The sequence below is a fragment of the Gardnerella massiliensis genome (assembly GCF_003408845.1).
In the GTDB taxonomy this organism is placed as follows: Bacteria; Actinomycetota; Actinomycetes; order Actinomycetales; family Bifidobacteriaceae; genus Bifidobacterium; species Bifidobacterium vaginale_H.
The window spans coordinates 1-23,692 of sequence record NZ_LRTV01000011.1; the positions used below are offsets into that span (position 1 = coordinate 1).

The 23,692-nt window shown below is 36.5% G+C and carries 29 protein-coding genes and 2 pseudogenes; 5 read left to right on the forward strand and 26 right to left on the reverse strand.

Annotated elements, in window-relative coordinates:
- The first annotated feature begins 220 nt into the window (after positions 1-220).
- A pseudogene (locus AXE77_RS05785) lies at positions 221-1,023 on the forward strand (sulfite exporter TauE/SafE family protein).
- A gap of 248 nt (positions 1,024-1,271) precedes the next feature.
- On the opposite strand, the gene AXE77_RS05790 reads toward AXE77_RS05785, so the two are convergent.
- The 3 genes from AXE77_RS05790 to AXE77_RS05800 form a co-directional block, all read right to left on the reverse strand.
- Positions 1,272-1,883: a CadD family cadmium resistance transporter gene (locus AXE77_RS05790; protein WP_112928583.1), complete on the reverse strand. Its 612-nt coding sequence runs from the start codon at positions 1,881-1,883 to the stop codon at positions 1,272-1,274.
- 301 nt (positions 1,884-2,184) lie between these two features.
- Entirely contained in the window at positions 2,185-3,582 is a 1,398-nt protein-coding gene (locus tag AXE77_RS05795; RefSeq protein ID WP_116712551.1) for a sensor histidine kinase, read from the reverse strand.
- A gap of 6 nt (positions 3,583-3,588) precedes the next feature.
- Complete coding sequence (locus AXE77_RS05800) at positions 3,589-4,290, reverse strand: response regulator transcription factor (RefSeq protein WP_165846096.1); 702 nt, start codon at positions 4,288-4,290, stop codon at positions 3,589-3,591.
- A 139-nt stretch (positions 4,291-4,429) separates the two neighbouring features.
- On the opposite strand from AXE77_RS05800, the gene AXE77_RS05805 reads away from it, so the two are divergent.
- The 3 genes from AXE77_RS05805 to AXE77_RS05815 are packed head-to-tail and all read left to right on the forward strand — an operon-like array spanning position 4,430 to position 6,694.
- Positions 4,430-5,194, forward strand: coding sequence for an ABC transporter ATP-binding protein (locus AXE77_RS05805; RefSeq protein ID WP_116712553.1), 765 nt, complete (start codon positions 4,430-4,432; stop codon positions 5,192-5,194).
- Positions 5,191-5,916, forward strand: coding sequence for an ABC transporter permease (locus AXE77_RS05810; protein ID WP_116712554.1), 726 nt, complete (start codon positions 5,191-5,193; stop codon positions 5,914-5,916). The genes AXE77_RS05805 and AXE77_RS05810 overlap by 4 nt, the downstream gene beginning before the upstream one ends.
- A gap of 13 nt (positions 5,917-5,929) precedes the next feature.
- Positions 5,930-6,694: an ABC transporter permease gene (locus AXE77_RS05815; RefSeq protein ID WP_165846101.1), complete on the forward strand. Its 765-nt coding sequence runs from the start codon at positions 5,930-5,932 to the stop codon at positions 6,692-6,694.
- A gap of 491 nt (positions 6,695-7,185) precedes the next feature.
- Here the strand turns inward: AXE77_RS05815 and AXE77_RS05820 are convergent, their stop codons facing one another.
- From AXE77_RS05820 to AXE77_RS06675, 4 genes are all read right to left on the reverse strand, one after another.
- Positions 7,186-8,469: an MFS transporter gene (locus tag AXE77_RS05820; protein WP_165846097.1), complete on the reverse strand. Its 1,284-nt coding sequence runs from the start codon at positions 8,467-8,469 to the stop codon at positions 7,186-7,188.
- 13 nt (positions 8,470-8,482) lie between these two features.
- Positions 8,483-8,779, reverse strand: coding sequence for a type II toxin-antitoxin system RelB/DinJ family antitoxin (locus AXE77_RS05825; RefSeq protein WP_116712556.1), 297 nt, complete (start codon positions 8,777-8,779; stop codon positions 8,483-8,485).
- A gap of 130 nt (positions 8,780-8,909) precedes the next feature.
- A complete protein-coding gene (locus AXE77_RS05830; protein ID WP_116712557.1) occupies positions 8,910-9,344 on the reverse strand; it encodes a hypothetical protein in 435 nt (144 codons plus the stop codon).
- Positions 9,345-9,582: 238 nt separating this feature from the next.
- Positions 9,583-9,723 carry a hypothetical protein gene (locus tag AXE77_RS06675; RefSeq protein WP_165846098.1) on the reverse strand — a complete coding sequence of 47 codons (141 nt, stop codon included), beginning with the start codon at positions 9,721-9,723 and terminating at the stop codon, positions 9,583-9,585.
- Positions 9,724-10,106: 383 nt separating this feature from the next.
- Between AXE77_RS06675 and AXE77_RS05835 the strand changes: the two genes are divergently transcribed.
- Entirely contained in the window at positions 10,107-10,364 is a 258-nt protein-coding gene (locus AXE77_RS05835) for a type II toxin-antitoxin system Phd/YefM family antitoxin (RefSeq protein ID WP_116712558.1), read from the forward strand.
- Positions 10,365-10,598: 234 nt separating this feature from the next.
- Here AXE77_RS05835 and AXE77_RS05845 read toward each other — a convergent pair.
- The 19 genes and pseudogenes from AXE77_RS05845 to AXE77_RS05935 form a co-directional block, all read right to left on the reverse strand.
- Positions 10,599-10,916 (reverse strand): annotated as a pseudogene (locus AXE77_RS05845) (hypothetical protein); the annotation flags it as partial.
- 1 nt (position 10,917) lies between these two features.
- The gene (locus AXE77_RS06985) at positions 10,918-11,208 is read right to left on the reverse strand and encodes a hypothetical protein (RefSeq protein ID WP_430886655.1); all 291 of its coding nucleotides are present in this window, start codon (positions 11,206-11,208) and stop codon (positions 10,918-10,920) included.
- Positions 11,139-11,384: a hypothetical protein gene (locus AXE77_RS06990; protein ID WP_430886656.1), complete on the reverse strand. Its 246-nt coding sequence runs from the start codon at positions 11,382-11,384 to the stop codon at positions 11,139-11,141. The genes AXE77_RS06985 and AXE77_RS06990 overlap by 70 nt, the downstream gene beginning before the upstream one ends.
- A 103-nt stretch (positions 11,385-11,487) precedes the next feature.
- Positions 11,488-12,393, reverse strand: a complete 906-nt coding sequence (locus tag AXE77_RS05855; protein WP_116712560.1) for a BRCT domain-containing protein — start codon at positions 12,391-12,393, stop codon at positions 11,488-11,490.
- Between the two features lie 163 nt (positions 12,394-12,556).
- Positions 12,557-12,778, reverse strand: a complete 222-nt coding sequence (locus AXE77_RS05860) for a hypothetical protein (protein WP_004128528.1) — start codon at positions 12,776-12,778, stop codon at positions 12,557-12,559.
- 265 nt (positions 12,779-13,043) lie between these two features.
- Positions 13,044-13,322 (reverse strand): hypothetical protein, encoded by a 279-nt coding sequence (locus tag AXE77_RS05870; protein ID WP_004128533.1) that lies wholly within the window; start codon positions 13,320-13,322, stop codon positions 13,044-13,046.
- A 186-nt stretch (positions 13,323-13,508) separates the two neighbouring features.
- Positions 13,509-13,688 carry a hypothetical protein gene (locus AXE77_RS05875; RefSeq protein WP_004128547.1) on the reverse strand — a complete coding sequence of 60 codons (180 nt, stop codon included), beginning with the start codon at positions 13,686-13,688 and terminating at the stop codon, positions 13,509-13,511.
- Positions 13,689-14,140: 452 nt separating this feature from the next.
- Entirely contained in the window at positions 14,141-15,619 is a 1,479-nt protein-coding gene (locus AXE77_RS05880; RefSeq protein ID WP_116712561.1) for an Lsa family ABC-F type ribosomal protection protein, read from the reverse strand.
- 107 nt (positions 15,620-15,726) lie between these two features.
- Positions 15,727-16,011, reverse strand: coding sequence for a hypothetical protein (locus AXE77_RS05885; RefSeq protein WP_004114737.1), 285 nt, complete (start codon positions 16,009-16,011; stop codon positions 15,727-15,729).
- A 91-nt stretch (positions 16,012-16,102) separates the two neighbouring features.
- The gene (locus AXE77_RS05890; RefSeq protein WP_116712562.1) at positions 16,103-16,696 is read right to left on the reverse strand and encodes a hypothetical protein; all 594 of its coding nucleotides are present in this window, start codon (positions 16,694-16,696) and stop codon (positions 16,103-16,105) included.
- Between the two features lie 605 nt (positions 16,697-17,301).
- Positions 17,302-18,879 (reverse strand): recombinase family protein, encoded by a 1,578-nt coding sequence (locus tag AXE77_RS05895; RefSeq protein ID WP_116712563.1) that lies wholly within the window; start codon positions 18,877-18,879, stop codon positions 17,302-17,304.
- Positions 18,876-19,286 carry a serine integrase family protein gene (locus AXE77_RS05900; protein WP_116712564.1) on the reverse strand — a complete coding sequence of 137 codons (411 nt, stop codon included), beginning with the start codon at positions 19,284-19,286 and terminating at the stop codon, positions 18,876-18,878. Before AXE77_RS05900 ends, AXE77_RS05895 begins: the two co-directional genes overlap by 4 nt.
- Positions 19,256-20,848, reverse strand: coding sequence for a recombinase family protein (locus AXE77_RS05905; protein WP_116712565.1), 1,593 nt, complete (start codon positions 20,846-20,848; stop codon positions 19,256-19,258). The genes AXE77_RS05900 and AXE77_RS05905 overlap by 31 nt, the downstream gene beginning before the upstream one ends.
- A 61-nt stretch (positions 20,849-20,909) precedes the next feature.
- Positions 20,910-21,122: an SHOCT domain-containing protein gene (locus tag AXE77_RS05910; protein ID WP_101889401.1), complete on the reverse strand. Its 213-nt coding sequence runs from the start codon at positions 21,120-21,122 to the stop codon at positions 20,910-20,912.
- Positions 21,109-21,516 (reverse strand): helix-turn-helix domain-containing protein, encoded by a 408-nt coding sequence (locus tag AXE77_RS05915; RefSeq protein ID WP_116712566.1) that lies wholly within the window; start codon positions 21,514-21,516, stop codon positions 21,109-21,111. The genes AXE77_RS05910 and AXE77_RS05915 overlap by 14 nt, the downstream gene beginning before the upstream one ends.
- A gap of 148 nt (positions 21,517-21,664) precedes the next feature.
- The gene (locus AXE77_RS05920) at positions 21,665-22,585 is read right to left on the reverse strand and encodes a GH25 family lysozyme (protein WP_116712567.1); all 921 of its coding nucleotides are present in this window, start codon (positions 22,583-22,585) and stop codon (positions 21,665-21,667) included.
- Complete coding sequence (locus AXE77_RS05925; protein WP_116691954.1) at positions 22,578-22,997, reverse strand: phage holin family protein; 420 nt, start codon at positions 22,995-22,997, stop codon at positions 22,578-22,580. Before AXE77_RS05925 ends, AXE77_RS05920 begins: the two co-directional genes overlap by 8 nt.
- 163 nt (positions 22,998-23,160) lie before the next feature.
- Complete coding sequence (locus AXE77_RS05930) at positions 23,161-23,475, reverse strand: toxin (RefSeq protein WP_116712568.1); 315 nt, start codon at positions 23,473-23,475, stop codon at positions 23,161-23,163.
- Positions 23,456-23,638: a hypothetical protein gene (locus AXE77_RS05935; protein ID WP_076002854.1), complete on the reverse strand. Its 183-nt coding sequence runs from the start codon at positions 23,636-23,638 to the stop codon at positions 23,456-23,458. The genes AXE77_RS05930 and AXE77_RS05935 overlap by 20 nt, the downstream gene beginning before the upstream one ends.
- Positions 23,639-23,692: the final 54 nt, after the last annotated feature.

Below are 23,692 nucleotides of genomic sequence, written 5' to 3' on the forward strand. Positions count from 1 at the left end.
CCCCCCCCCTAAGACAAAGTATTAGTATAGTTGATGCAATTTTTTTACCATATATGAGACCATCGAATTGCTGTGTTTATTAACAAAGAATATTTTACGTTAATTAGATAAATAAATACATAAATTACAATTGAACTAGTATAGAAATATTCTATTTTCCATATAATATAGTAAAAGTAGTGAATAAAGTACGAGGAGGTATTTTGTGAAGAAAAGATATATGTTGAGAAATATTTTTAAAACCAAATATAATTTCCATAATATTGTTTTAATCGTTTTCATTGGACTATTAGCAGGTTTCTTATCAGGATTGTTCGGTGTAGGTGGAGGAATGGTGATAGTTCCTGCATTAACTGTTTTTATGAAATTTGATCAGCGTCATGCTGTTGCTACTTCTCTTGTTGCCATAATCATAACATCGCTTTGTGGAAGCATTGTTTACGGTTTAAACGGCAAAGTGTCATTTTTATCAGCATTTTTCTAATAATAGGTTCAGTTTTCGGATCACAAATTGGGGTATATTTTTCACATATTTTGCCTAAAAAAATATTTCCTTGGTGTTTTACACTTTTTGTATTACTAGTTATATGTTCTAGTCAAGTTTGGATTCCGTTAAGAAATGTAGATTTTAATGTTAGTTTTTTAAAAGCTATATGTCTTATATTTATAGGCGTTGTTTCTGGTATTTTTTCAGGTATTTTAGGCGTTGGTGGCGGAGGAATTATAGTGCCATGCGTGCAACTTTTGCTCGGCATGGGAGACCTTATGGCAAGAGGAACTGCTTTGCTTGTCACGCTTCCTACAGTTATAAGTGGTAGTATTGCTAATGCTCGTTACCATTATACTCATTTTACTGAAGGAATTATTATCGGTATTTTTGCGACATTTACTGTAAACTTAGGAGCAATAATTGTGCGCAGTATTTCACCTTTTATATGCAATATATTGTTTTGTATTTTTTTGTTCAGTGTATGCTTACAAATGATATTAAAAACAGGTATTTTAGCTAAGAATAAGCGTTAAATATGTAAAGTCTTTGACTTTTATTTATTTGAAAAAATAGTTTTGAATATAAAAAGTGGGGCTTAGATTTAAGCCCCACGATATAGGAGAATGTTATAAAGTAACTTTTTACAATTATGCCATTTGAGTAACATCTCTTTTTGCTTGTATAAATTTTATTATCATGTTTTTTGCGTGATAAATAATTACGCAAACTATACTGTATATCCTCACTTCACAAGGCGGGTGCAAAAGGGAAGGAAATGAATTTACACCACTTTTAGGACTTGACCTATGAAATAATTAATAGTTCCATTTTCAATCAATATATAGAGACCGAGTCCAATAAACACGACAGGTACAATTACTTTTTCGTACTTTTCCACAGTCTCTCCGATAGCAGAAATTGAGGCGAGATTTTGAGATAATTTGCATAGAACCAAGATCCCTAAGGCAAATATTACTAAACTTATACTAATCTCAATCAAACTCTTTCCTGTAAAATAGGGGATATAAATTCCTAAATTATCTCCACCCATTGCCACTGTTAAACTTGTAAATGCTAAGATTTTTGATCCATCTCCGGTAATTTTCCCCTCGATATCTTCTTCATCAATATCTTCATCCACAAAAATTGCTCTTATACCAAGACCTAGCGGAATTAGACCAAGGAGTCCGATAATCCAATCTTGTGGAATAAAATTTAAAAAGTAAGCGGCAATAAGACTAGCCAGTACAAGCAGTCCTGTACCTAAATACTGCCCTACATAAATTGATTTCAAACCTTTCTTTCCTTGACTAGCGAATAAAATAGTCAAAACAACTAAGTAGTCAATGGATGTAGAAACAAAAACTAATAAAGCGGATACTATTGTTTCCATTATTTCTCCTTTCAAAATGTTAAATTTTTTAGACAAGGGTGTGCAAAGTGGGTGCACTTTTTAACGTTAACATCCTGTGCACTCTACCCTAAAGCGTTGATATCTTCCCTCATACAGAAAAATCGCACTCAAAAATCACGAGAACACAGCTTAAAGCCGCTTCGCATTAAACCTTTTAACGATAGCCCTCGCTAACCCCTGCTACACAAGGGCAAATTTGCACCCACCTATTAAGCCTTTGACATCAACACGACACTCTCCACAATTAAGTGGAAAGATGTCATCCATCTACTGCCCATATTCAATTAAGCGGTATCGTTAGAGATACCTTAAACCCACCGTATTTGCTTCTACTTATATCAACTGTTCCATTATGAGCGCCAATAATCTGCTGAACAATCAGCAAACCCAAACCATGCCGTTGCTCTGCAGTACTTGTATCACAAATCATATAGTGCGGTTCATGATTAAGCTTTTCGATTTTTTCATCTGAAACACCTATACCGTTATCTTCAACACAAATAATACAATTATTATTATTTGCAGCAACGGATACATAAATCGTACACCCATTTTCATTATGAGATATGCTGTTCTGAATAAGATTAGATATTGCTCGTTTTAATAAATCTTTGTCTACATTAATATTGCAAACAGTCAATTCTGCGTCCGTTTCCCATTTAATCGAAAACTCATCTTGCATACCCATATTCATAAAATCCACAACAACTTGCCTAACAACAGCAACAACATTTTCTTCTTTTTTCATAATTGGTTGCATATTGTATTCAAGTTTTGAAGCCAAATTAAGGTCATTAATCAAATTCTTCATTCTTGCACTTTGCTTAATAATCATCGTCGCTTTTTTACGATCTTCTTGCGAAATATGTAGAGAATTTTCTAACTGTCCCGCATATCCCATAACCATAGATAACGGCGTACGAATATCATGCGAAACCCCAGCTATCCAATTTGCTCTTGCAGTCTCCCTTTTTCTCAATTGTTCTTTTTGTATTTGCAAAATATCGGAGGCAGAATTTATGTTAGATGAAATTTCTGAAAGCGCTCCTGTTTCTGGAATATGCACGCTTTCTCCACTAGATAAACGTTGTATCCCTTTTGTAATCGGATTAATTGATTTTAGTAGTTTTATATTAGCTATTAAATAAATTCCAAGAATCAGCAAAATGTTGATAAATAATACGCTTAAAACAATCTGCGGAAAATTTGAGATTAAACTGTAGTTCCAACTTGGTCGCGTATGTTTCCAAAAGCTGTTGTGCGGAAATCCGACTACAACAACTCCATCCTTATTTTTGCCAGTGTAAGTTGGATAACCATCAATGTAACCAACGCTCAAATTAGCTATATCAGACAAAGTATAGTTATTTGGAATACCCGCAGGGACATTTTCTGTTTTCCATACGACTTTCAACGTATTATTATCAATCAGAATTGCCCATGCGCCAGAATTTGTCAATTTGGAAGACATATTTTTGGATAATGCATAATCCCCACTTGCGGATAATTGTAATGCTTCTCCCGTCTCTTTTGCTATGCTATAAGGAGACATCTCTTCATCGGGAGCGTAAGTTCCTATAAGTACAATAAACGCAATAATATTCATTAATACTATAAGCACAGAGCTTAGTAGAAAAATACTTATGAAGCGTCGTATTAGTTTTGGTATGCTTTTCATTCTGCTTTACTCCACAATCAGCTTATATCCTAAGCCTTTAACTGTTATTAAAGAAACAGGCTGCGATGGATTGAGTTCTATTTTTTCTCTGATACGACGTATATGTGCCATTAAAGCATTTTCATATCCAAAAGGATTAGCTCCCCATGTAGCTTCACATAACGCGTCAATTGTTACAATGCATCCAGCATTTCTATAAAGTGCAGAAAGTAAATCATATTCTTTGGCTGTGAGTGGAATATGTTCGTTATTTTTTATTACTTGGGCAGAAGAAAAATCAATCTGACTATTTTTCAGTTTAACAATGGGATTTTCGCTCTTGTAGCTTCGTCTTAAAATTGCCATAATGCGAAACGTTAGCTCTTTTGGAAGAAACGGCTTTACAATATAATCGTCTGCTCCTAAGTCAAATCCCTTAAACTTATCTTCATCTTCACCGCAAGCAGTAAGGAATAAAATAGGACAATCACTATATTGTTTTATCTGCTTCATTAGCTCAAACCCATTACCGTCGGGGAGCATAACATCAAGGATTGCTAATTCTGGACGCAATTTTTGTGTTGCCTCTACTGCATCTTTTATACTTTTTGCAGTCGTTATATTATAAAAACCGTATTCGTTTAATATGGATACAACCATATCTAGAAGTTCCTGCTCATCATCAACAAGTAGCAGATGCTTGTTCAATAAATAATCATTCCGATTCATGGAGAACCCCCTAACATATATTATGCCATGTGAATGTTCATTTTTTGACCTCGCATAAAAATGTAAGGTAGATGTAAGGTGAAGAGAATGTTGTAGAAAGGTTGACGCAATATCGTAAATCCTGAAAGGAGATATTGCCATGAACAATATTGTTACAACAGAACATTTAACAAAAAAATATAAGTCATTTATTGCTGTTAATGATGTTTCACTTCATATTCGCAAAGGTAGCATTTACGGCTTTCTTGGGCCAAATGGAGCTGGAAAATCTACAACAATGAAAATGCTCCTAGGGCTTACGGCTCCAACAAAAGGTGTATTTACAATAGACGGAAAGCAGTTTCCTGCCGATCGCATACCTATTTTGAAAGAAATAGGCTCATTTATTGAATCACCATCTTTCTATGCAAATCTAACAGGTAGAGAAAATCTTGACATTATACGTCGCATTTTAGAACTACCTAAGAGTGCAGTTGATGACGCATTAGAATTAGTGGGTCTTTCTGAGTTTGCAGACCGTCTTGCAAAAAAATATTCGCTTGGCATGAAGCAAAGGCTTGGTCTTGCTGGAGCATTGCTTGGTAGACCACCTATTTTGATTTTAGATGAGCCAACAAATGGACTCGATCCATCTGGCATACATGAAATCCGAAATCTGATTAAGTCACTGCCAGATCTTTACGATTGCACGATTCTTATTTCTTCTCATATGCTATCCGAAATTGAGCTTATTGCAGATGATATTGGAATACTTAATCACGGACACTTGTTATTTGAAGGTAGTTTAGATGAACTACGACAGCATGCATTACGATCTGGTTTTGCTTCCGACAATTTGGAAGATATGTTCCTATCCATGATTGATGAAGACAATAAGATCAGGAAGCAGAGTGCAAGACTATGAAAACGCTTGTAATCGAACTAAAAAAATGCAAGAGAACTGGCTTTATAGCTCTTATGATTGCTATTGGAGTTATGGGAGCAGCATACGCTTTTGTGAATTTTATTGTACGAAAAAATACATTATTAAACCTGCCTTTAGCTCCTATGGATATTCTTCTCACACAGCTTTACGGCATGATTATGGTGTTAAACATGTTCGGCATAATAGTCGCAGCATGCATTATCTACAACATGGAATTTAAGGGAAATGCAGTAAAAAGGATGCATATGCTGCCTATGAGCGTTCCTGCTATGTACCTATGCAAATTTATGCTGCTGACTGTTCTATTACTAATCGTTATTTGCATACAAAATTTAGCACTTGCAAAAATCGGTGTAACAGATTTGCCACAAGGCACGTTTAATGTAAGTACTCTTATATCTTTTGCTGCATATTCATTTATTACGTCAATGCCTGTATTGTCCTTTATGATTTTTGTATCATCACGATTTGAAAACATGTGGGTAACGCTTGGAATTGGTGTAGCAGGATTTTTAAGCGGCATGGCATTGGCTTCTTCAGACATTGTGCTTTTTATGGCATCACCTTTTATAGTTATGCTAAAACCAGCAGTTGCCATGAGCGCGCAACCTAATACTACGGTCGTAATCGTATCCATAGTTGAAACACTTCTGTTTTTATGTTCTGGATTGTGGGCGGCTAAGAACCTGCACTATGAATAAGGAAATTATGAAAATGAGATTTTTTGAACTTTTTAGAATCGAATTTAAGAAAGTAAAGCGTAGTAAAATTATTCCTTTGATTTTTATTGCGCCATTACTTGTGGTTGGATCTGGTGTAGCAAGCCTTCATAGCTACTTCACTCCAGAATATACACACGCATGGGCTGCTATGTTTATTCAAAGCGCATTAGTCTACTCATATTATCTGCTTCCGCTTAGTATGATTGTTATTTGCGTGATGATTGCAGGACGAGAAACAAGCAATAACGGAATACTAAAAATGCTGGCACTGCCTGTTAGCAGATACGCGATTTCTGCTGCAAAATTTTGCGTACTGCTATTTTATTTGCTTATGGAAATGGTCGTATTTTTTGCTGTTTTCGTTATAGCAGGATTGTTTGCAACCAGTAGCACAGGAGTTACAGAAACGCTCCCAATTATGTATCTGCTAAAATGGTGTTTAGATCTGTTTTTGACTATGATTCCAAGCGTAATAGTCATGTGGGCGATTACTGTGCTTTTTGAAAAGTCAATGTTATCCATTGGATTAAATATACTTCTTGTAATTCCTGGCGTATTAATAGCAAATACTCCACTTTGGATAGTTTATCCTTATTGTTACAGCGGATATATGGTTTCCCGCTCTCTACATGCAGTTACATCAACAGGATTAGGAAACGGCTTTAATCTTATACCATTTTTGCCATGTGCAATTGCAATATCTGTGTTTGTATTTTTGATTACAATAACACAATTTGGTAAAAAAGAAATGAGATAACAAAAGATACTAAATAACAATGCAGAGAAATAACAAATGCAGACGTGAACCTAAAAACCCGTCTAACACAACACTGTTTGTTTGCATGCTTTGTTTAATAAGATAAGCAATCAGTAAAACAAACACACACCCTTGTCTAAATTGATATGCACCCTCTTTACTGAACAAGACCAGTAAGGAGGGTATTTTTATGCGCTATAGTTTTAAATTCAAATTGGAAAGTGAATATATAGATTACTACAACAATTGCAGGATCCAGAAGAAAACAAAATGGATGCATCCCGTAAGGTACAGGATGGCATCCATTTGTTAACCCCGTGTCAAAACATGTGTCCAGTTTTCTGGGTACATATCAACCCAAGCAACTAGAGCACGCAAATATGGATTCTACTATCTGGCAATCACTATCTGGCAATCTTCAGATACTCTTCGATTTTGGCATCCAACGATTCTGACATACAACCAATCTGCCCTACTACCAATCAACCCTACTACCAATATGCCATACTGCTCTTTGCAATTAGTCCAGTGCTATATTCATAAGTATAGGTGTTCTGCATATGAGCATCACTCGGTGACCAGCTTCCGTTTGAAGATTTTGAAGCCTTAAACAGAATATAAAGACCACATTTTCCATCCTGAGAGTCCCTGTTATACTGCAGATAAGTAATGTCCGAACGGCTTTCACTCAGAACAAAATACATATCCCCCTTGGCGGTATAGTTCTCCTTGAACGCAAAGCCTTTCGCCGCAAAATACTTATCAAATATCTTAATCGCTGCATTTCTTTCCCTCTTTGATTCTAAATCACGCTCAGCGGCATCATGCAAATCGTAATTTTTATCTGGCTCTTCAGCCTTTAATCTTGTATCTTTTAATCTTGTATCTTTCCTGTTATTGCAATCTATTCTGCTATACCACTCAGATTCACTTATTTTTGGATCAGTATCACTTGAATCTTTCATTGGCCGAAGATACTTAAGGAAAAATGGGCCTTCAGACTTATAAAGATAATACTCAAAAGGAGCATACATATCATCCACGTGCTCTGTGTATGTACCATTATCATTTTGTTTCACAGAATATCTGCCAACAATAAACAAAACGTCAAAAAATCCAAGACCTAAGATAATCAGCACACAAAGCAGAACATGTAGACAACGAAGTACAATTCTTATACCTATCTTCCGTACGAGTGAGATAAGATAGAGATTATAGAAGACACATACAAGAGCAATCGTAATCATCCAAACAACTGGCATTGCCGCGCATATAACATACGCCCAAGTCTGCAAAAGCCACTGATTTGGAAGACGTACCGCAGTTATTCCAAAGAATGCAGTTAGAATACCACTTAACACAAAAAAGCAACAAAGAATCAGCGAGATTCTACCCTTCCACCGTTGCTTGCCATAGCTAAGAAAAGATTTATTACGCTCTACATTTGCACTCCTAAAACGACTATGTATATTGCGCTGCCAAATAACACAAATAACCCAAATAAGAGAAACTCCAACAAGAAACAGAATTGCAAAACAATAGGTGATCCATCCAAAAAGCTGTAGCTTATTGGACGCCATAAAAGCAGTTCCAACAATAATTAAGATGGAAAAGATTTCCGCGCTCAGCCGCAAAACCTTATACTTTGGCAATTCCTTATTTGCACTGTTAAGGTTCTCACATATTTGCTCATGTGATTCACAATATAGTGGATTTTTCTCCTCTCTGGGAGTATGTTCCTGCTTTTCCTTCTCTTTAATCGATGAATCTGACATTTTTCTGTTCCTATCATCGTTCAAGCTCTTCAAAAACATCATCTATCGGATAACTATCACCTTGAACCGCCTGATCATAGCCTTTATCCATCAACGCGTTAAACGTTTTCTCATCCATATCATCTTGTGCTGGAAGCGACTTTGGAATAGTAAGCGAAAACGGAATACCGTTATTAAGAATGATTTGACGATAAAACATGTCAATAGCAGTAGCCCTAGTAATTCCAATAGTTTCCAGAATCTGCTCCGCCTGCTGCTTAATATTTTCTTGTATTCTCACATTAACATTCGCTGTTTTAGTAACTGCCATATCAACCAATCTCCATGCACACATCGTAAAATACTGTATCGCATATTGCAATACAATTTACATGAATAGGATGTCTCGACTGATATATACGCTTTCAACATTCTCACTAATAATTTAGTGCAAAATACCACTATTTCTTCTTATACCCTACAGCAACATTACCTGTTTTATTAAGTCCTGGTACTTTAAGAACATTAGAGCTTGGCTTGTCTTTTAAATCAAATTTACCAACTAAAAATAAAGCTTTAAGCCCTGAACTAGGCAAATTAAACTGTGAGTCAACTAATTTGATGGGCTTATCTCCAAGAGTGACTTTAGACAAATCATAATGAGAATCAAGAATATCTCGTGACACAAAGAGATACAATTCACCTTTATTCATGTAATCGTCTGGTAGGCGATATTCTTTCTGAGATACCTCTACCGTTTCCCAATGATACGACGCAAGCTCCGCCTTCTCCTCATCATCAGCACATGCAGAAAGAGAAAAGAGAGAACCTAGCAGCAGAAGCATAACAAGACAACTTTGAAAAATGTTTTTACAAAAAATAGTTTTACTCCTCATAACACCACTAGCCTCCTTTTCGTTAACACGACTCTGTATCAAATGATTATAAAACAGACTATTAAGTAAACAAAATCTACCATTCGCTCTGATTACTTTAATAATCTTAATAAATATCCTATTTTTTTATTAATTTGTCTAGACTATCGACACTAATTTCTTCATTTACTAGCAAACTATACTCTTTCATAAACAGCAAAATTCGAAGAAACAGAAGAACCAACATAATCACGCGCGTTTAACGCCTCCAACAATATTCCCTCATAAACGAAGCAATCACCTGCAAATCTTCACCCTCATAATACTCAACAAGCAACTTCTTAAACTCAGGAACCTTATTTTCTGGAATAACCAACAAGCCTTTACAGTGAGAAATCAAATAATGTAGGGAACTTTTTTACGATTATTCCACCGATTTGTTCCCCAAAACATAAGCAACTAAATCGCACAACTACTCGACAGCAAGATCACGCTCAAAAACCACAAGAACCCAGCTTAAAGCCGCTTCGCATTAAACCTTTTAACGATAGCCCTCGCTAAGCTTTGCTACACAAAGCCTAAAACGCAGCAACTAGACTGTACGCAAATAGGTATCATCAAAACGATATCTTGATTCAGTGCGATTTGTAAAGGAGCGCCACTGATTCTGTATGGATTGAGTGAACGGGTAGTATATTTACACTTTTTTGAGTGCCAAGCCACTGATATAATTGTAATCTTGATAAGATTATGATACTTTTTTGATAAAAGGAGGTTAATAAAATGATTAATATTCGCCCAGTTTCCGATTTAAGAAATAAATTCCCAGAAGTAGAAGAAACAGTTATAAATTCAAATACACCAGTATTCCTTACAAAAAATGGTTATGGGACTATGGTTCTCATGAGCATCAAACAATACTCCACTCTCACTGACGACACCGAAAGAAAACTCGACGAAGCAGATACTTTTGCCGCAAACACTTCTACGCGTCTTTCTAAAGCTGACGTCTTTGATAGCGTAAGGAGAAGGATTAATTAACACGAGAACACCCCTACTACAGGATTAGCGTACGCAACTTTTCTGTTTTTTACGTTGTCTTGGGCGACACTATGGAAGTGCGCAGACTTCTATATTCAAAACGAAATATTGACGCACTACTGGAATAACTATTCCTAATAACTATCATTATTTTATGTTAACGATTATTAAAAAAGCTATCGTTAAAAGGTTTAAGATTGGCTTAATAGCTTGATTCTTGAGTGCAAAATACTACTATTTCTTCTTATAACCTACAGCAACATTACCTGTTTTATTAATCCCTGGTACTTTAAGAACATCAGAACTTGACTTATCTTTTAAATCAAATTTTCCAACTAAAAATAAAGCTTTAAGTCCTGGACCAGGTAAATTGAACGATGAGTCAACTAATTTGATTGGCTTATCTCCAAGAGTGACTTTAGACAAATCATAATTAGAATCAAGAATGTCTCGTGACACAAAGAGATACAACTTATCTTTATTCATATAGTTTTCTGGTATACGAAACTCTTCTTGAGATGCCGCTACTGTTTCCCAATGATACGACGCAAGCTTATTGCAATTTTTTAATTGATTCACTTTCAGATAGTATCCTCATTTGTTCAATAGCTATTGCATTTAATTTCTCCAATCTTTCAGATTGACTCATACCTTCATTTATAAATACCGCATTAAGATTCTCAAGATTAGAAAGGCAAACAAGCTGAGATATATCTGCATAATCTCTAATATTGCCTTTTAAATCCGGATTTTCATCACGCCACTCTTTAGCTGTTATTCCAAATAAAGAAACATTAAGAATATCCGCTTCATTTGCATAAATAAAATTGATTTCCCCACCCATTGCTTAACAGATAATATAAAACGGTTAAGTCCTGCTTCATTTTTAATTCCCTCGAATTCGGTGGAATTAAAATTCGTGTTATACATTTCTTCCCACATACCTAAAAACTCTATCGTATTCTTATTCCTAAGCCACTTTTCAATCAAAGCAGAACCGTTATCAATATTTCTAACCATATCCGTTAAAGAAATATAATCTCTATTGTCAATGGCAATAATACTGATTTCTGAACCTTCAACATTTATTTTAGACACGTAATCACCTCTCAATCATCCAATTTCACACATTTAGCAAATCATAGAAAGTACGCTCATCAATAATTTCTATATCTTGCCCCTCAAGTTTAAGCTTTTCTGCTTTCTTATGCTTTGAAGACTTCTCACCTTTAAGAATTGCATTGTAATCATTGTCACCAAGTATCAGATAGTTCGTCTGCTTAGTCACACTATTATCTAAAACACCGCCGAGATTCACTACAATCTGCTGAGCATCTTTGCGAAGCATTTTCTCAAGCTTACCGGTGAAAACCACGTGCCGATTATAGAAAAATCCATCTTTATCAACAACCACTTCATCAGGCTTAATTGCTTTGATATCTATCCCTTTACCACCGTGACTTCCGCTAACAGGCCATAAATCTTCAATTACTAGATTCTTCTCAGCCATGCGTGTTTTAACAGCATCATATAATTCTTTCGTTGATGTGCAGTCTGATAAAGCACGGTGTTCATTATTGTGTAAACCTAAGTAGTCAGTTAAATCGGAGAGTCTGTGATGTTGCAGCTCAGGATACAGTTTACGAGCAAATTGCATCGTATCCATATACCGGTTAGTCAGTTGTTCCTTAAATCCTTCATTCAAAAAGCGCATATCAAAAGAAGTCCTATGACCAAGGATAATGTCATCACCTATGAACGAAAGCACAGACGTTTTCACACTGCCTATAGATGGCATGCCTTCCAGCATGTCATTAGTTATTCCTGTTAATGCTGTAATAAAACCGTCTACTTCTATACTCGGTTTAATCAGCTGATCATAACGGTCTACTATCTCATTATTTCTAACTTTTAAGATACCAATCTCAATAATCTCATTATAATACGCAGAAAAGCCGGTCGTTTCGGTATCTAGCACACAGTAATCATCAATGAGTTGCTTAGTGTAATTTGAGTTTGAATTGGACATGAAAGCACCTCCTTCATCTATTGAAATGAGCTTTTACAAATTTATCTTCTAATACTCATTATATCTTGAAAGCTAAGTGCCTTAAACATAAAAACAGGTCGATTTTAATCCTCGACCTGCTGTTTTAACTATTATCCCACCCTCATATAAAAGTAACTCTCATTTAAATCTCATCATATTTCTTTTTTAATTTATCCATATTATCAAGGTCAATCCACTCCTCGCTAAAACCACAGGCAGTGCAAATATACCTATCAATAGGTACTGCCGACATAATTGTATGGCCAGTCATAATATTATTTCCAGTCCCATAAACCCCAGCAGATCCAGGCACAAATATAATTTCACTTCCCCCACACTTTGGGCATTTTTTCGTATTTTTCATAAATCCTCCTTTTTAATCTAATAATGTTCTTTTATTGTTTTGAAAAATTTCATAAAGATAGGAAGGAACGCATACCTATACATCAGGTATATATTTCTGCCAATTAAAAATTCTACGTGAAAAGAGACAGAACTACGCTGTCTGTCTGTCAAGGATTTTGTCAGTTTTTTCATGGCTTGCCAACCTTTTATGCTAACTTTTCTTGAGTTAATCATACAAGAAAAAATCTATATTGACTTGCCTTCATATATTGTATATTTGTTATTTACTCGTCTACTTTCATTACACTCCCATCAAGGAAGATAATATCAACCTTTCCATCTTGATGCACGATTAGATAGTAAACCATGCTAAGCCAGACGTTTTCATCGAACACTGTTAACAAGTCCTGTTTTTTCAAGTCCTCGATAAAATATTCAACTTCATCATGCCTCATTTGCTTGTCAACAATGCGAGCTTTTACTTCCTTAAGCCTTGATTCTACAGTATTAAACCTGTTCACTAGACTCGTATATTTTTTCTCATACTCATCCTGGTTCTGCAATTTCCGTGCATTTTCATTGATACAGTTGTTAATCTTTTAACGATTACCCTAACTAATCACCGGCTAAACAGGACGGACATTGAGCCTGACTTTAAGATTCATAAAAAGAAGTGACTATTACTGACAGAGATCAGTAATAGTCACCCAACGTGAGATATTCAACTATTGACTTGAACCAAACAAAATTCAATCAGTCTTTCGAAGGACAGTCTTAAGCGAGATCACTGTGACACCAATAGCAAAAGAGGTAAAACCAATTCTAATAGCAAGTGTGCCATCCCATATTAAGGCAACCAGCATCGCGATTAAGGCAACCGTCAAGCCGAATGTCGCTACTTCACGGCAAAAACGAACGAGCTTGTCCATTCCTTAAATACCTCCTCGTTCACATACTAATAATCAGGTTTCATTTTAACTTTTGAGCTATATTTTACCACTCAACAAAGTGGGTGCAGGGTGGGTGCAAAGTGTGTGCACTTTTTAACGTTAACATCCTGTGCACTCGACCCTAGAGCGTCGATATCTTACCTCATACAGAAAAATAGCACTCAAAAATCACGCCAAGCCAGCCTAAAGCCGCCACTCACTAAACCTTTTAACGATAGCCCTCGCTAAACCCTGCTATACAAGGGCAAAATGCACCCACCTATTAAGCCCTTGACATCAATACGACAGTCTCACGTGTATCAAGACTACCCTGATGATAACCATGCATCAAAAAAAGAGCCTTAACGTTCGTTGCAGGAAAGAAGCTGACAAGGGGAATGTCGTATGATGATAAAAGTCTAAGACACTACAAACTGGGATTTGGATTTTACTTAAAATTGTATTATTTTATTAGCGATATCTTCTACAAATCGCTTATCGTGTTCCACAAATATGAGTGTAGGCTTTGCTTCTTTTATAATTTCCTCAATCTGTATTCTTGATATTACATCTATATAATTCAGTGGTTCGTCCCAAACAAACATATGAGCTGGCTTTGAGAAACTTACAGCAATTAAAACTTTCTTTTTTTGTCCATCACTATAATTCTTCATATCCATTTCAAATAATTCTCTTGAAAAATCTAATTTTCTTAGAATTGTTTTACACAATGTTTCATCAACATCTTGCTTGTGAATATATTCATTTAGGCTACCTGTTAAATTAGATGTGTCTTGAGGAATATACGAGATTTTTAAATTACCTGCTAATTTTATCTCACCTGTATACTCGTGATTTATACCTAATAAAATTTTAATCAAGGTTGATTTTCCGCTACCATTACCCCCATATATAGCCACTATATCGCCTTGCTTTATCTCAAAACTTACATTACTTAATATCTGTCTCTCTCCATAGCATGATGATAAATTGCTAACCGATATTAGAGGATTTTTATGATGATGTAGCGGATGCAGTAATAGGCTTTCCTTTATTTCGATATCTTTTAGTAAACTCTGTTTTTCTTCTATTGCCTTGTTTTGTCTATTCTCCAAATTCTTAGATTTTTTCATCATCTTGGCTGATTGATGACCTATACGTCCTTTGTCTGGTTTTACACCTGATACTTTCACACCATTTTTAGTATTCTCAATTTTATCAGACCAAATTTGACTTTGTCTTGCAGCCTCTTTTAATCGTTTAATATCTTTTCTTAATCTCTCATTTTGACTAATTTCAAATTGGTCTTTCATCACTTTGTTTGCATACCATGATGTAAAATTTCCCGATTGGACATCAATAGAATTCCTGTTAATAGAAATAACATGATTGATACAACCATCTAAAAAATCTCTATCATGAGATATAAGCAAAAATCCTTTTTTACTTTTCAGATATTCACTTACAATTTTTCTTCCGTCCATATCTAAATGGTTTGTTGGTTCATCAATAAGTAAAAAGCCATCTTCTCTTGTAAACAAAATAGCTAAAAGGATTTTTGTTTGTTCCCCTTTAGAAAGCGTTTCAAACTCTCTGTAAACAAGGTTCTCATCTACATTTAGCAAACTGAGTTCTCTAAATAACTTCCATTCTTCATCATCTGATATTAGTTCTTTATATAACTCAATTCCTAATTTTGAAGTATCGCTTATATTTGGTGGAAATTTAATAAATTCAACATCCTTGCTTATTTTACCTTGATAAGTTTCTTGATTTAAAAGTAACTTAAATAGAGTTGATTTACCGATTCCATTTCTTCCTATCAATCCCGTTTTCCAGTTTGTATCAAAGGAAAACGATACATTTTTAAATATGGGTTTTACATATCCATAATATGAGAAAGTGAGGTTTTCAATTTTAATTACTGACATAAAACGCCTCCCTAAATTATCATTTACCGCCCGGGTGCAAAGTGTGTGCACCTTTTAACGTTTAGTTTTTCATGTATTACTACGGTTATCACTGCTTTGCTTTTCAGTCATTTCAATTCTCGATTAGGTAATTTTCCAGTTCTCAAAGCGACAGTAACAAACTCAACCTCTTGCAAGCACTTCTCGCAAAGTTCATAACCTTCATTGAAGTTCACTCTTGACCTAAATGTGCTAGCAATGAATTCGCATGGTGAGGTGATCCTTTCAACTACACCGCACCGTTCGCACTCAGCATACACATTCCCATCCTTAATCGGAATAAACATTCCATGATCTTTCTCATTTCCCATGACGCTAACATCTTCGAAATCATCAAATTTTACATAGAGCATATACGGCTTCCTCCTTTATCGGTATGTCTATATACGCTCTAATTCCAACTTATATCAAGTTTTATTGCTTCTTTTTTGATCTATATGTCTGCTACTTCGCAATAGCTTTCCCATTAAGACAGTGCACCATGTAATGCGCAAATCCATCGTTTTTACAATTTACCTTCTTCTTATCTGAAACCTCGGTGACACCATTCTCACAATCTACTTCAAGGCTTGCATCCTTGGTGATTGTTCCTTCTAAAATACTCATGCCATTTAACGTATCAAGCGTACAAACATGAGTTACTTCTACGTTTGTTGCTGAAGCCAACCCATTATAACATTTAAGAAAGACATCATCCGCCTTCAAATTAACAACTTCTACCTTGCCATTGTTCACTTCTACATAAAGCTTACCAATCTCAATATCCGTGATGAGCACTTGATTAGAATCAGATTCAACCTCACAAACTTCCACATCATGTGGCAAACTCACAAGAATTTCAGGCATACCCTGAGTAAACCACCTCAGCCAATTCGAAGCTGAAACTTTTTTAGTTTGAATAAGCCTTATAACATTTTGCGCATCCTCAACCCTCAATATATCTTGTTCACAGTTAACAAAGCTCACGCCAAAGGTATCAGCACGTTTCACCGTTAAACGAACATCTTTCGTCTCTGCGATAAACTTCTTATTATCCATTCCTTAAGCACCTCCTCGTGCACATACTAATAATCAGGTTTCATTTTACCTTTTGAGCTATATTTTCCCACTTCACAGCCTGGGTGCAAAGTGGCGAATCGACTTGCATGAGCGATTAAATATAATTCGCGAATGCACTTCGATTCGCTGAGCTTGCTCAGAGTTGAAAGCACAGTGTGCTTTCAACGCAAGCGAAGTACGTTAACATCCTGTGCACTCGACCCTATAGTGTAGACATGTTTACTCAAACAGCCAAACTGCGCTCAAAAACCGCGAGAACCCAGCTTAAAGCCGCTTCGCATTAAACCTTTTAACGATAGCCCTCGCTAACCCCTGCTACACAAGGGCAAACTTGCACCCACCTAATCAGCCTTTGACATCAATACAACACTCTCGACGTGGATTGAGAGAACTCCAAGTATAGCTACACTTTTTTGAGTGCACACTCTTGATAGTGGGTGCACTTTTTAACGATAGGGAAAGCTATCGTTAAAAGGTTTAAGATTGGCTTAATAGCTTGATTTTTGAGCATAAAAAACAGCCTAGAAAGGATTCCCCCTAGGCTGACTTTTGTAACATTTCAAACACTCACAGTCTTTTGACTTTTACGATGCCCTTTCAACATCAACACTAATCTCTGATTTAAAAGTTACGCTGAACCTATCCTCGTAAACTTTTATTTTCTTGATGTACTTTCTTACCAGCTTCTCATCATACTCACTAATATCGTGACGCTCACTTTTCAGAAAATCTTCCATTTCTCTGATTCGTCTTTTAGCATCTTCTTGACCTGCTTCTTCTATAAGAAGCTGCTGTTTCTTACCTTTAAGCTCATCAATCTCATCAGCTATTTTCGTGTAGTCTTTTTTAGCTTTAAGCAAGGTTAGTAGTATCGCTTGTTTGTCCGCGATTTTTTTATCAACCGTTTCAAGCTCACTTAAGTTATTGCCCGCGATAATTTCTCTAATATTATTCTTCAACGTATCCAATACTTCATCCGATATACTAAACACCTTGTTTATGGCTTTCACTGTAGCAGACTGCAGTTCTTCCTCTTTTACTGTCGGAGCATCACAAGCACTAGGACCATTTTCCCATCTGGTACAACAACGCCAAACAACAGAACGTACTCCTCGATTGTTCCAAGCAATTCTTCTATAAACATCCCCGCATTTAGCACAAACACATAAGCTGGATAAAGCGTACTTACTGGAATAAACTCTCCTTTTTTTATTCTCCTCACCACTAAACATGTTGGCTCGTCTTACCATTTCTTCTTGAACTTTAAAGAAAATATCTCTTGAAATAATAGACGCGTGGCTATCTTTTACATAATACTGTGGTTCTGTTCCATCATTTTTTATACGAACATGATTAATAAAATCTGTCGTGATGGTTTTTTGTAAAAGAGCATCACCAATATATTTTTCGTTTTGCAAAATGGTTTTAATATTAGACAAGTGCCATTTTAAATGTCCCGCACCGTTTTTAACACCGTCTTTTTCAAGACCCTCCGCTATATCTCTAAGACTTGCTCCTTCTAAATATTCTCTATAAATCCTTCTTACGACTTTTGCTTCCTTTTCAAGAATTACAAGATTCCCTTCATCATCTTTTGTGTATCCTAAAAACCAGTTATGGTTGATTTGCACTTTGCCTTCCTGGTAGCGAAACTTAAGTCCAAGCTTCACATTCTGAGAAAGCGATGCGGATTCCTGTTGAGCTAAAGAAGCCATGATAGTAAGCAATAGTTCTCCACTTGCTTCCATGGTGTTGATGTTTTCTTTTTCAAAAATGATCGGAATGTTTTTGTCTTTCAACTGCCTAACAAACTTTAAACAGTCGATAGTGTTTCTCGCAAAACGGCTAATCGACTTAGTGATAACCATGTCTACTTTGCCACTCATGCAATCGTGGATCATGTCGTTGAAACCGACACGTTTTTTCGTGCTAGTTCCTGAAATACCGTCATCAGCGTAAATGCCAGCAAACTCCCAGAGAGGATTTCTTGAAATATAATCCGTATAATGCTGAACTTGCGTGTCATAACTTGTTGCCTGTTCTTCACTGTCAGTACTAACACGACAATACGCTACTACTCTTAACTTCGGCTTATCTTTATGCTTATCTACCGTATTCCCCGCTATTTTTCTTGGTGGAATAATTGTAACGTTGGCACTCATTTCACACCTCCCTTGATTTGACTGTACGCGTATACTGCTTGCCGATAAGGATCATCATATTTCTTTTCTATAACACCTATTTCGTACGTAACATTTGTTGTAATTAAAGGTTTTAGCTCTGTTGTACGAGGTCTTTTTCTAAAATTGTTCGCTCTTAACTGCTGAACTTTATAAAAAGTTTCTTCATCTAAAAGACTCGGGTAAAGCGATGTTCCTAAGTACGTTTTATTTTTCAAAATATTACTAATTACAGAATGTGTTTTATCAATGTTCACCGCTCGAGCCGTTTCAGAAATCGTTCCAATTTCTAAGAATTTACTGAAAAGCTCTATCACTTTCAGAGCTTCTTTTTCGTCTATAACCGCTTTACCGTCTACTATTCGGTAACCATATGGGATGTGTGCCATGTTTCTTTCACCTCTTCTTCTAATTCCAATCCGCATTTCAAATGAAAAATGAATTCTTTTCTGCTTTTAACTACGACATTGTCTACAAAATCTAGAAAATCCTCGTCCTTAAACTCGCTAAATACTTCTGTGACGCTTACGAACCGTTGAAGTTTTTGCGCCTCGTTTAAGTGCGTTAAGTTACCGTTTAAACTGTTGGAAAGCTGAAGTTTTTCCTTAAGACAAGTATCTATTTCCGTTTTAAGCTGATTGCTTTCCAGATAGTAGGAATCCATCTCAATGTAGCCACCGGCTAAAAGCTTACTGAGTACTTGCTCCTGTTCTTGCAATTTAGCTATTTTTTCTTCAAGTTCAATAACCTTGTTCAATCCGTCTTTACTATTCACGTTTCTTAAGCTTTTTATGAAAGGCGTTAATATTTGAGCGTATGTTGCTTTGAGCTTGTTAAGCATTTGAAGAAAAGCTAATTTAACATACTCCTCTTTTACAGCTTTCATAGGGCAGCATTTAGCATCATGTATATGCTTGGTACAACACCAAACAACATAGGCTCCATCTTTTTTATGCCGGTCGTGTTTCTTTAACCGACTATGGCAATTACCGCAGTAAAGTTTCCCTGAAAACACATATCTAGCAAGGTATTTATTACTACCGCTGGTGATATTTAGTTTTAATTTTCTCTTCTGTCTAAGCTCATGCACAAGATTAAAAGTTTCATGACTGATGATAGCCTCGTGATGGTTTTCAATAACATACTGTTTTTTCTCGCCACAGTTTTTATGGCGGTTAAAACTATCATCCGTAAATGTCTTTTGAAAAATCACATCCCCTGTGTATGTTTTATTAGTCAGAACAGCGTTCACGGTAGTCGAAGACCATTTAGCTCCTCTTTTCGCAGGAATCTTTTTATCGGTCAATACTCGTGCTATTGCTTTTCCGCCCATGCCGGAAAGAGCCATGTTGAAAATTTCTTTTACTACCTTGGCTTGCTCTGGAACTATAATCATTTTCTTATTCTCGTTTTTATACCCATACGCAGGGCAGGGAATGACGAAGCTTCCGTTTTCGAACCTTTTTTGGATTGACCACGTGTTGTTTTCCGAGATGGATTTTGATTCGCTTTGTGCAATAGAACTCAGGATAGATAGCATGAGCTCTGAACTCATATGCTCGGTATCAATGTTTTCTTTCTCAAAATACAAATAAATACCGAGACCGGTAAGTTTTCTAACTATTTCAAGACAGTCAACCGTGTTTCTTGCAAGCCTACTAATAGACTTTGTAATAATCCTGTCTATTTGACCGCTCTGACAGTCTTTAAGCAGTTGTTTAAGACTTTCACGTTTATCGATTTTCGTGCCGCTAATACCCTCGTCAAAGTAAAGTCCCGCATACTCCCAGCAGGGATTAGACTTAATATAGTTTTCGTAATGCTCCTTTTGCACTTCTAGACTGAGAAGCTGCTCATCACTATCACTAGAAACTCTCGCATACGCTGCAACCCGTATTTTTCTAAGAGAATTATCCGGCTGTTTGGCTTCCAGTTTTGTTATCATTTTCATCATCTCACCTCACTTTCAGCTAATACTATTCATCACTCTAAAAGCAGTGTTTATCAAGCTTTTAACCCAATAATTCCTTGTAAAACGGGTGAAATTTTTCCCTGTTAAGACGGCTTATTTTTTCTTTTTCTTGCTCGCTGATAAGCCCTTTTTTAAAGAGTGAAACGGTAAGTTTTTCGGCTATTTCAAAACGAAAATCCGCCTGCATACTCTCTTTTGTCCAAGCCCTCGCTTTAACATCCGTTAGCCCGTGAGCATCATTACTTATTTGCATGACGTCCACCTTCAAAACGATGTTCTATATAGCAGGCGTGGCAGCAGTATTTTCTGGTTTTATTACCGTAAGAGATAAAAGAATTTTTGCAGTTAAGACAAGCACACTCATAGTTTGCCTGTCTTTTTACCAACTGTGTATGCTTGTTCCACCACGTGTTTCTACACGCGTCAGAACAGAAACGTTTAACTTTACGACCAGCATTCTGTTTAACAGGCTTAGCGCATAAATCACATAATTGAACGCTATTGCCAACATTTACGCCGCCAAGATTGTTGCGCTTACAGTAGCTTTTAACCGTATCAACTGAAAGATTTAACTGTTTAGCTATTTTCGTATAGCCAAACCCTTCACTACGAAGTTGTATGACTTGCTGTTTTTCTTCCATATTCATTTGCCTGTGCCTCCTTACATCACAGGCAAAGAAAAAACAGTGTTTTTTAACCTCTTGACTTGATAATTTAACCTTAAAAAATAAAAAAAAGCCCGAGGATTGCTCCAATGTAGGAACAAGCCTCGGGCTTTACATGTTTCAAACTGTTTTACAAGAGTTCGTTTACTCGTTTTTGTACCGTAGCATAATCGTATCCGGCTTGAGTTAGACGCTGTTTACGCTCATTTCCGTTACCCCACGTGCCTCGGATTACTTCACGTGCAAGCTCATCAACTGACTTTCTATAAGCTTTAACACCGAGAAGCTCATTAACCTTATTTTGCACGCTCGCATAATCGTATCCGGCTGAAGTTAAACGCTGTTTACGCTCATTTCCGTTACCCCAAGCGCCGTTAATAACTTCTCGCGCCACCTCATCAATACTTGACGTGCGCGCAGCTTGGTCAGAGCCGCCGTTTTTATATCCGTTTAGGCCAGCGTTTTTAATAATGCTCGGATAATCCTTGTAAGCATAGTCCATGTCAACTCTGCCGGCTACTCCAGGAACGCTGCCGTTTGACGAGTATTGCCAAAGACCATATGAGCCTTGATAATTGCAGTGCGTGTTCCACTGTGCTATCCACAAAGCGTAACGGTTTCTAACATGAGAGGACACAAGATTATTAGCAGTTGAAAGCGAAGTGTAAAAGCCTGCATAATACCCGTAAGTTTCCAGTTTGCTGCAAAAACTTGTAATCAGCGAATCGCAGAAAGCTCGCCCACGGTTAAGCTGGCTTTTTTCTTCTAAATCAAAGTAAATAGGATACTCAAAACTCTTACCTGAAAGCATGTTCACGCAGCTTTGAGCTTCCTCAGACGCTTCGCCTGCAGAGCTTGCGTACGAATACCAGTAGGCTCCCACGTCAAGACCGACTGTTTTTGCTTTACGATAGTTCTGTTCAAACCACTTGTCTTTGCATCCAGTACCGTATCCTGCTCGAATGATCACAAACTCAACACCGGATGCTTTTACCGCGTTGAAATCAATGTCACCCTGCCACTCTGACACGTCTATTCCTTTTTTACTCATGAGTATTGTCCTTTCTGTTCTTGTCGTGTAATTGTTCTAAAACGTTTTTTAATTTCTCAGGCACGGGAAGCCCCAGGTGAGCCGCGTTTTCGGTTAAAGATAATCCTTCGTTAGATAGGTAGAAGAAAATTACTGCGGTTCTAATCACGCTTCCTTGTTTCAAAACATGAAAATCTATAATGTTTGCTATGCCAACAAGCATAAAAATGAGCACCTTTCTAAAAATGCCCTTAAAACCAATGCTGCTAGACAGTTTCTTATCCGTGACCGCACACATCACGCCTGTAATATAATCCGCAGCCACAAATAAAACGAGTGCGAGGATAAGCCCGTCGCACCCGCCTAAAAAGTATCCCAGCCAGCCGCCTACTAGTGTGAAAGCCAGCTGTAGTGTATTCCAAAATCCTCTCATAATTCTCCTTACAAGTTTTCCTAACATTTGCTAGTACTCTTATAAAAACAAAAAGTAAAAAGTAAAAAGTAATAAAAAAGGGCAGGCATGGTTTAACCCACACCTGCCCTAACATTTCAGCATTTCAGTATTTCAACTGATATTATTTTTCAACACATGACTACTACTTAACACATTCTTCAGCATCTTCACCTTTCCCAGCCGTTTCATCTTTTTCGGCTTTTATTTTCAAAATCTCGTCGTTAAGTTCGCGTTCTCTAGAGTTAAAATAGTCTTCTAACTGTTTCACATACGCTTCATATTCCATCGAGTTTTCCGCGATCACCGCAGAACGCATATCAGATAATACGCTTGCAACAATGCCTTCTATCATGTAAGTAGGTATTGGTATTTGCTTATTCAACTCGACTATTTTTTCGTTTAACTCAGCCTTATATTTTTGCACAGCTACCGCGTAGCTAATTGTCGGTTTTACCACTACTCTCCTCCAATCTTTTTAGAATAATATCCAGCTTGTGGCTGATTTCGCATAAAATTTTCGTATTATCAACTACAGGTGTTGTAATACTTTCTGTCACGTCTTTTAAGCGCGTGCCTTTATTAGCCACTATTTTGTTTGTGTGAATAATTAGTTTCTCCATAACAAATTCTCCCTTTATTCTCCCTATAACAAATTCTCCTCAACGCTTCACTTA

Bases quoted from the DNA above. Each gene is read 5' to 3' on its own strand.
- AXE77_RS05790 (WP_112928583.1), bottom strand. From the start codon at position 1,883: ATGGAAACAATAGTATCCGCTTTATTAGTTTTTGTTTCTACATCCATT.
- AXE77_RS05795 (WP_116712551.1), bottom strand. From the start codon at position 3,582: ATGAAAAGCATACCAAAACTAATACGACGCTTCATAAGTATTTTTCTA.
- AXE77_RS05800 (WP_165846096.1), bottom strand. From the start codon at position 4,290: ATGAATCGGAATGATTATTTATTGAACAAGCATCTGCTACTTGTTGAT.
- AXE77_RS05805 (WP_116712553.1), top strand. From the start codon at position 4,430: ATGAACAATATTGTTACAACAGAACATTTAACAAAAAAATATAAGTCA.
- AXE77_RS05810 (WP_116712554.1), top strand. From the start codon at position 5,191: ATGAAAACGCTTGTAATCGAACTAAAAAAATGCAAGAGAACTGGCTTT.
- AXE77_RS05815 (WP_165846101.1), top strand. From the start codon at position 5,930: ATGAGATTTTTTGAACTTTTTAGAATCGAATTTAAGAAAGTAAAGCGT.
- AXE77_RS05820 (WP_165846097.1), bottom strand. From the start codon at position 8,469: ATGTCAGATTCATCGATTAAAGAGAAGGAAAAGCAGGAACATACTCCC.
- AXE77_RS05825 (WP_116712556.1), bottom strand. From the start codon at position 8,779: ATGGCAGTTACTAAAACAGCGAATGTTAATGTGAGAATACAAGAAAAT.
- AXE77_RS05830 (WP_116712557.1), bottom strand. From the start codon at position 9,344: ATGAGGAGTAAAACTATTTTTTGTAAAAACATTTTTCAAAGTTGTCTT.
- AXE77_RS05835 (WP_116712558.1), top strand. From the start codon at position 10,107: ATGATTAATATTCGCCCAGTTTCCGATTTAAGAAATAAATTCCCAGAA.
- AXE77_RS06985 (WP_430886655.1), bottom strand. From the start codon at position 11,208: ATGGGTGGGGAAATCAATTTTATTTATGCAAATGAAGCGGATATTCTT.
- AXE77_RS06990 (WP_430886656.1), bottom strand. From the start codon at position 11,384: ATGGTTAGAAATATTGATAACGGTTCTGCTTTGATTGAAAAGTGGCTT.
- AXE77_RS05855 (WP_116712560.1), bottom strand. From the start codon at position 12,393: ATGTCCAATTCAAACTCAAATTACACTAAGCAACTCATTGATGATTAC.
- AXE77_RS05860 (WP_004128528.1), bottom strand. From the start codon at position 12,778: ATGAAAAATACGAAAAAATGCCCAAAGTGTGGGGGAAGTGAAATTATA.
- AXE77_RS05875 (WP_004128547.1), bottom strand. From the start codon at position 13,688: ATGGACAAGCTCGTTCGTTTTTGCCGTGAAGTAGCGACATTCGGCTTG.
- AXE77_RS05880 (WP_116712561.1), bottom strand. From the start codon at position 15,619: ATGTCAGTAATTAAAATTGAAAACCTCACTTTCTCATATTATGGATAT.
- AXE77_RS05885 (WP_004114737.1), bottom strand. From the start codon at position 16,011: ATGCTCTATGTAAAATTTGATGATTTCGAAGATGTTAGCGTCATGGGA.
- AXE77_RS05890 (WP_116712562.1), bottom strand. From the start codon at position 16,696: ATGGATAATAAGAAGTTTATCGCAGAGACGAAAGATGTTCGTTTAACG.
- AXE77_RS05895 (WP_116712563.1), bottom strand. From the start codon at position 18,879: ATGAGTGCCAACGTTACAATTATTCCACCAAGAAAAATAGCGGGGAAT.
- AXE77_RS05900 (WP_116712564.1), bottom strand. From the start codon at position 19,286: ATGGCACACATCCCATATGGTTACCGAATAGTAGACGGTAAAGCGGTT.
- AXE77_RS05905 (WP_116712565.1), bottom strand. From the start codon at position 20,848: ATGAAAATGATAACAAAACTGGAAGCCAAACAGCCGGATAATTCTCTT.
- AXE77_RS05910 (WP_101889401.1), bottom strand. From the start codon at position 21,122: ATGCAAATAAGTAATGATGCTCACGGGCTAACGGATGTTAAAGCGAGG.
- AXE77_RS05915 (WP_116712566.1), bottom strand. From the start codon at position 21,516: ATGAATATGGAAGAAAAACAGCAAGTCATACAACTTCGTAGTGAAGGG.
- AXE77_RS05920 (WP_116712567.1), bottom strand. From the start codon at position 22,585: ATGAGTAAAAAAGGAATAGACGTGTCAGAGTGGCAGGGTGACATTGAT.
- AXE77_RS05925 (WP_116691954.1), bottom strand. From the start codon at position 22,997: ATGAGAGGATTTTGGAATACACTACAGCTGGCTTTCACACTAGTAGGC.
- AXE77_RS05935 (WP_076002854.1), bottom strand. From the start codon at position 23,638: ATGGAGAAACTAATTATTCACACAAACAAAATAGTGGCTAATAAAGGC.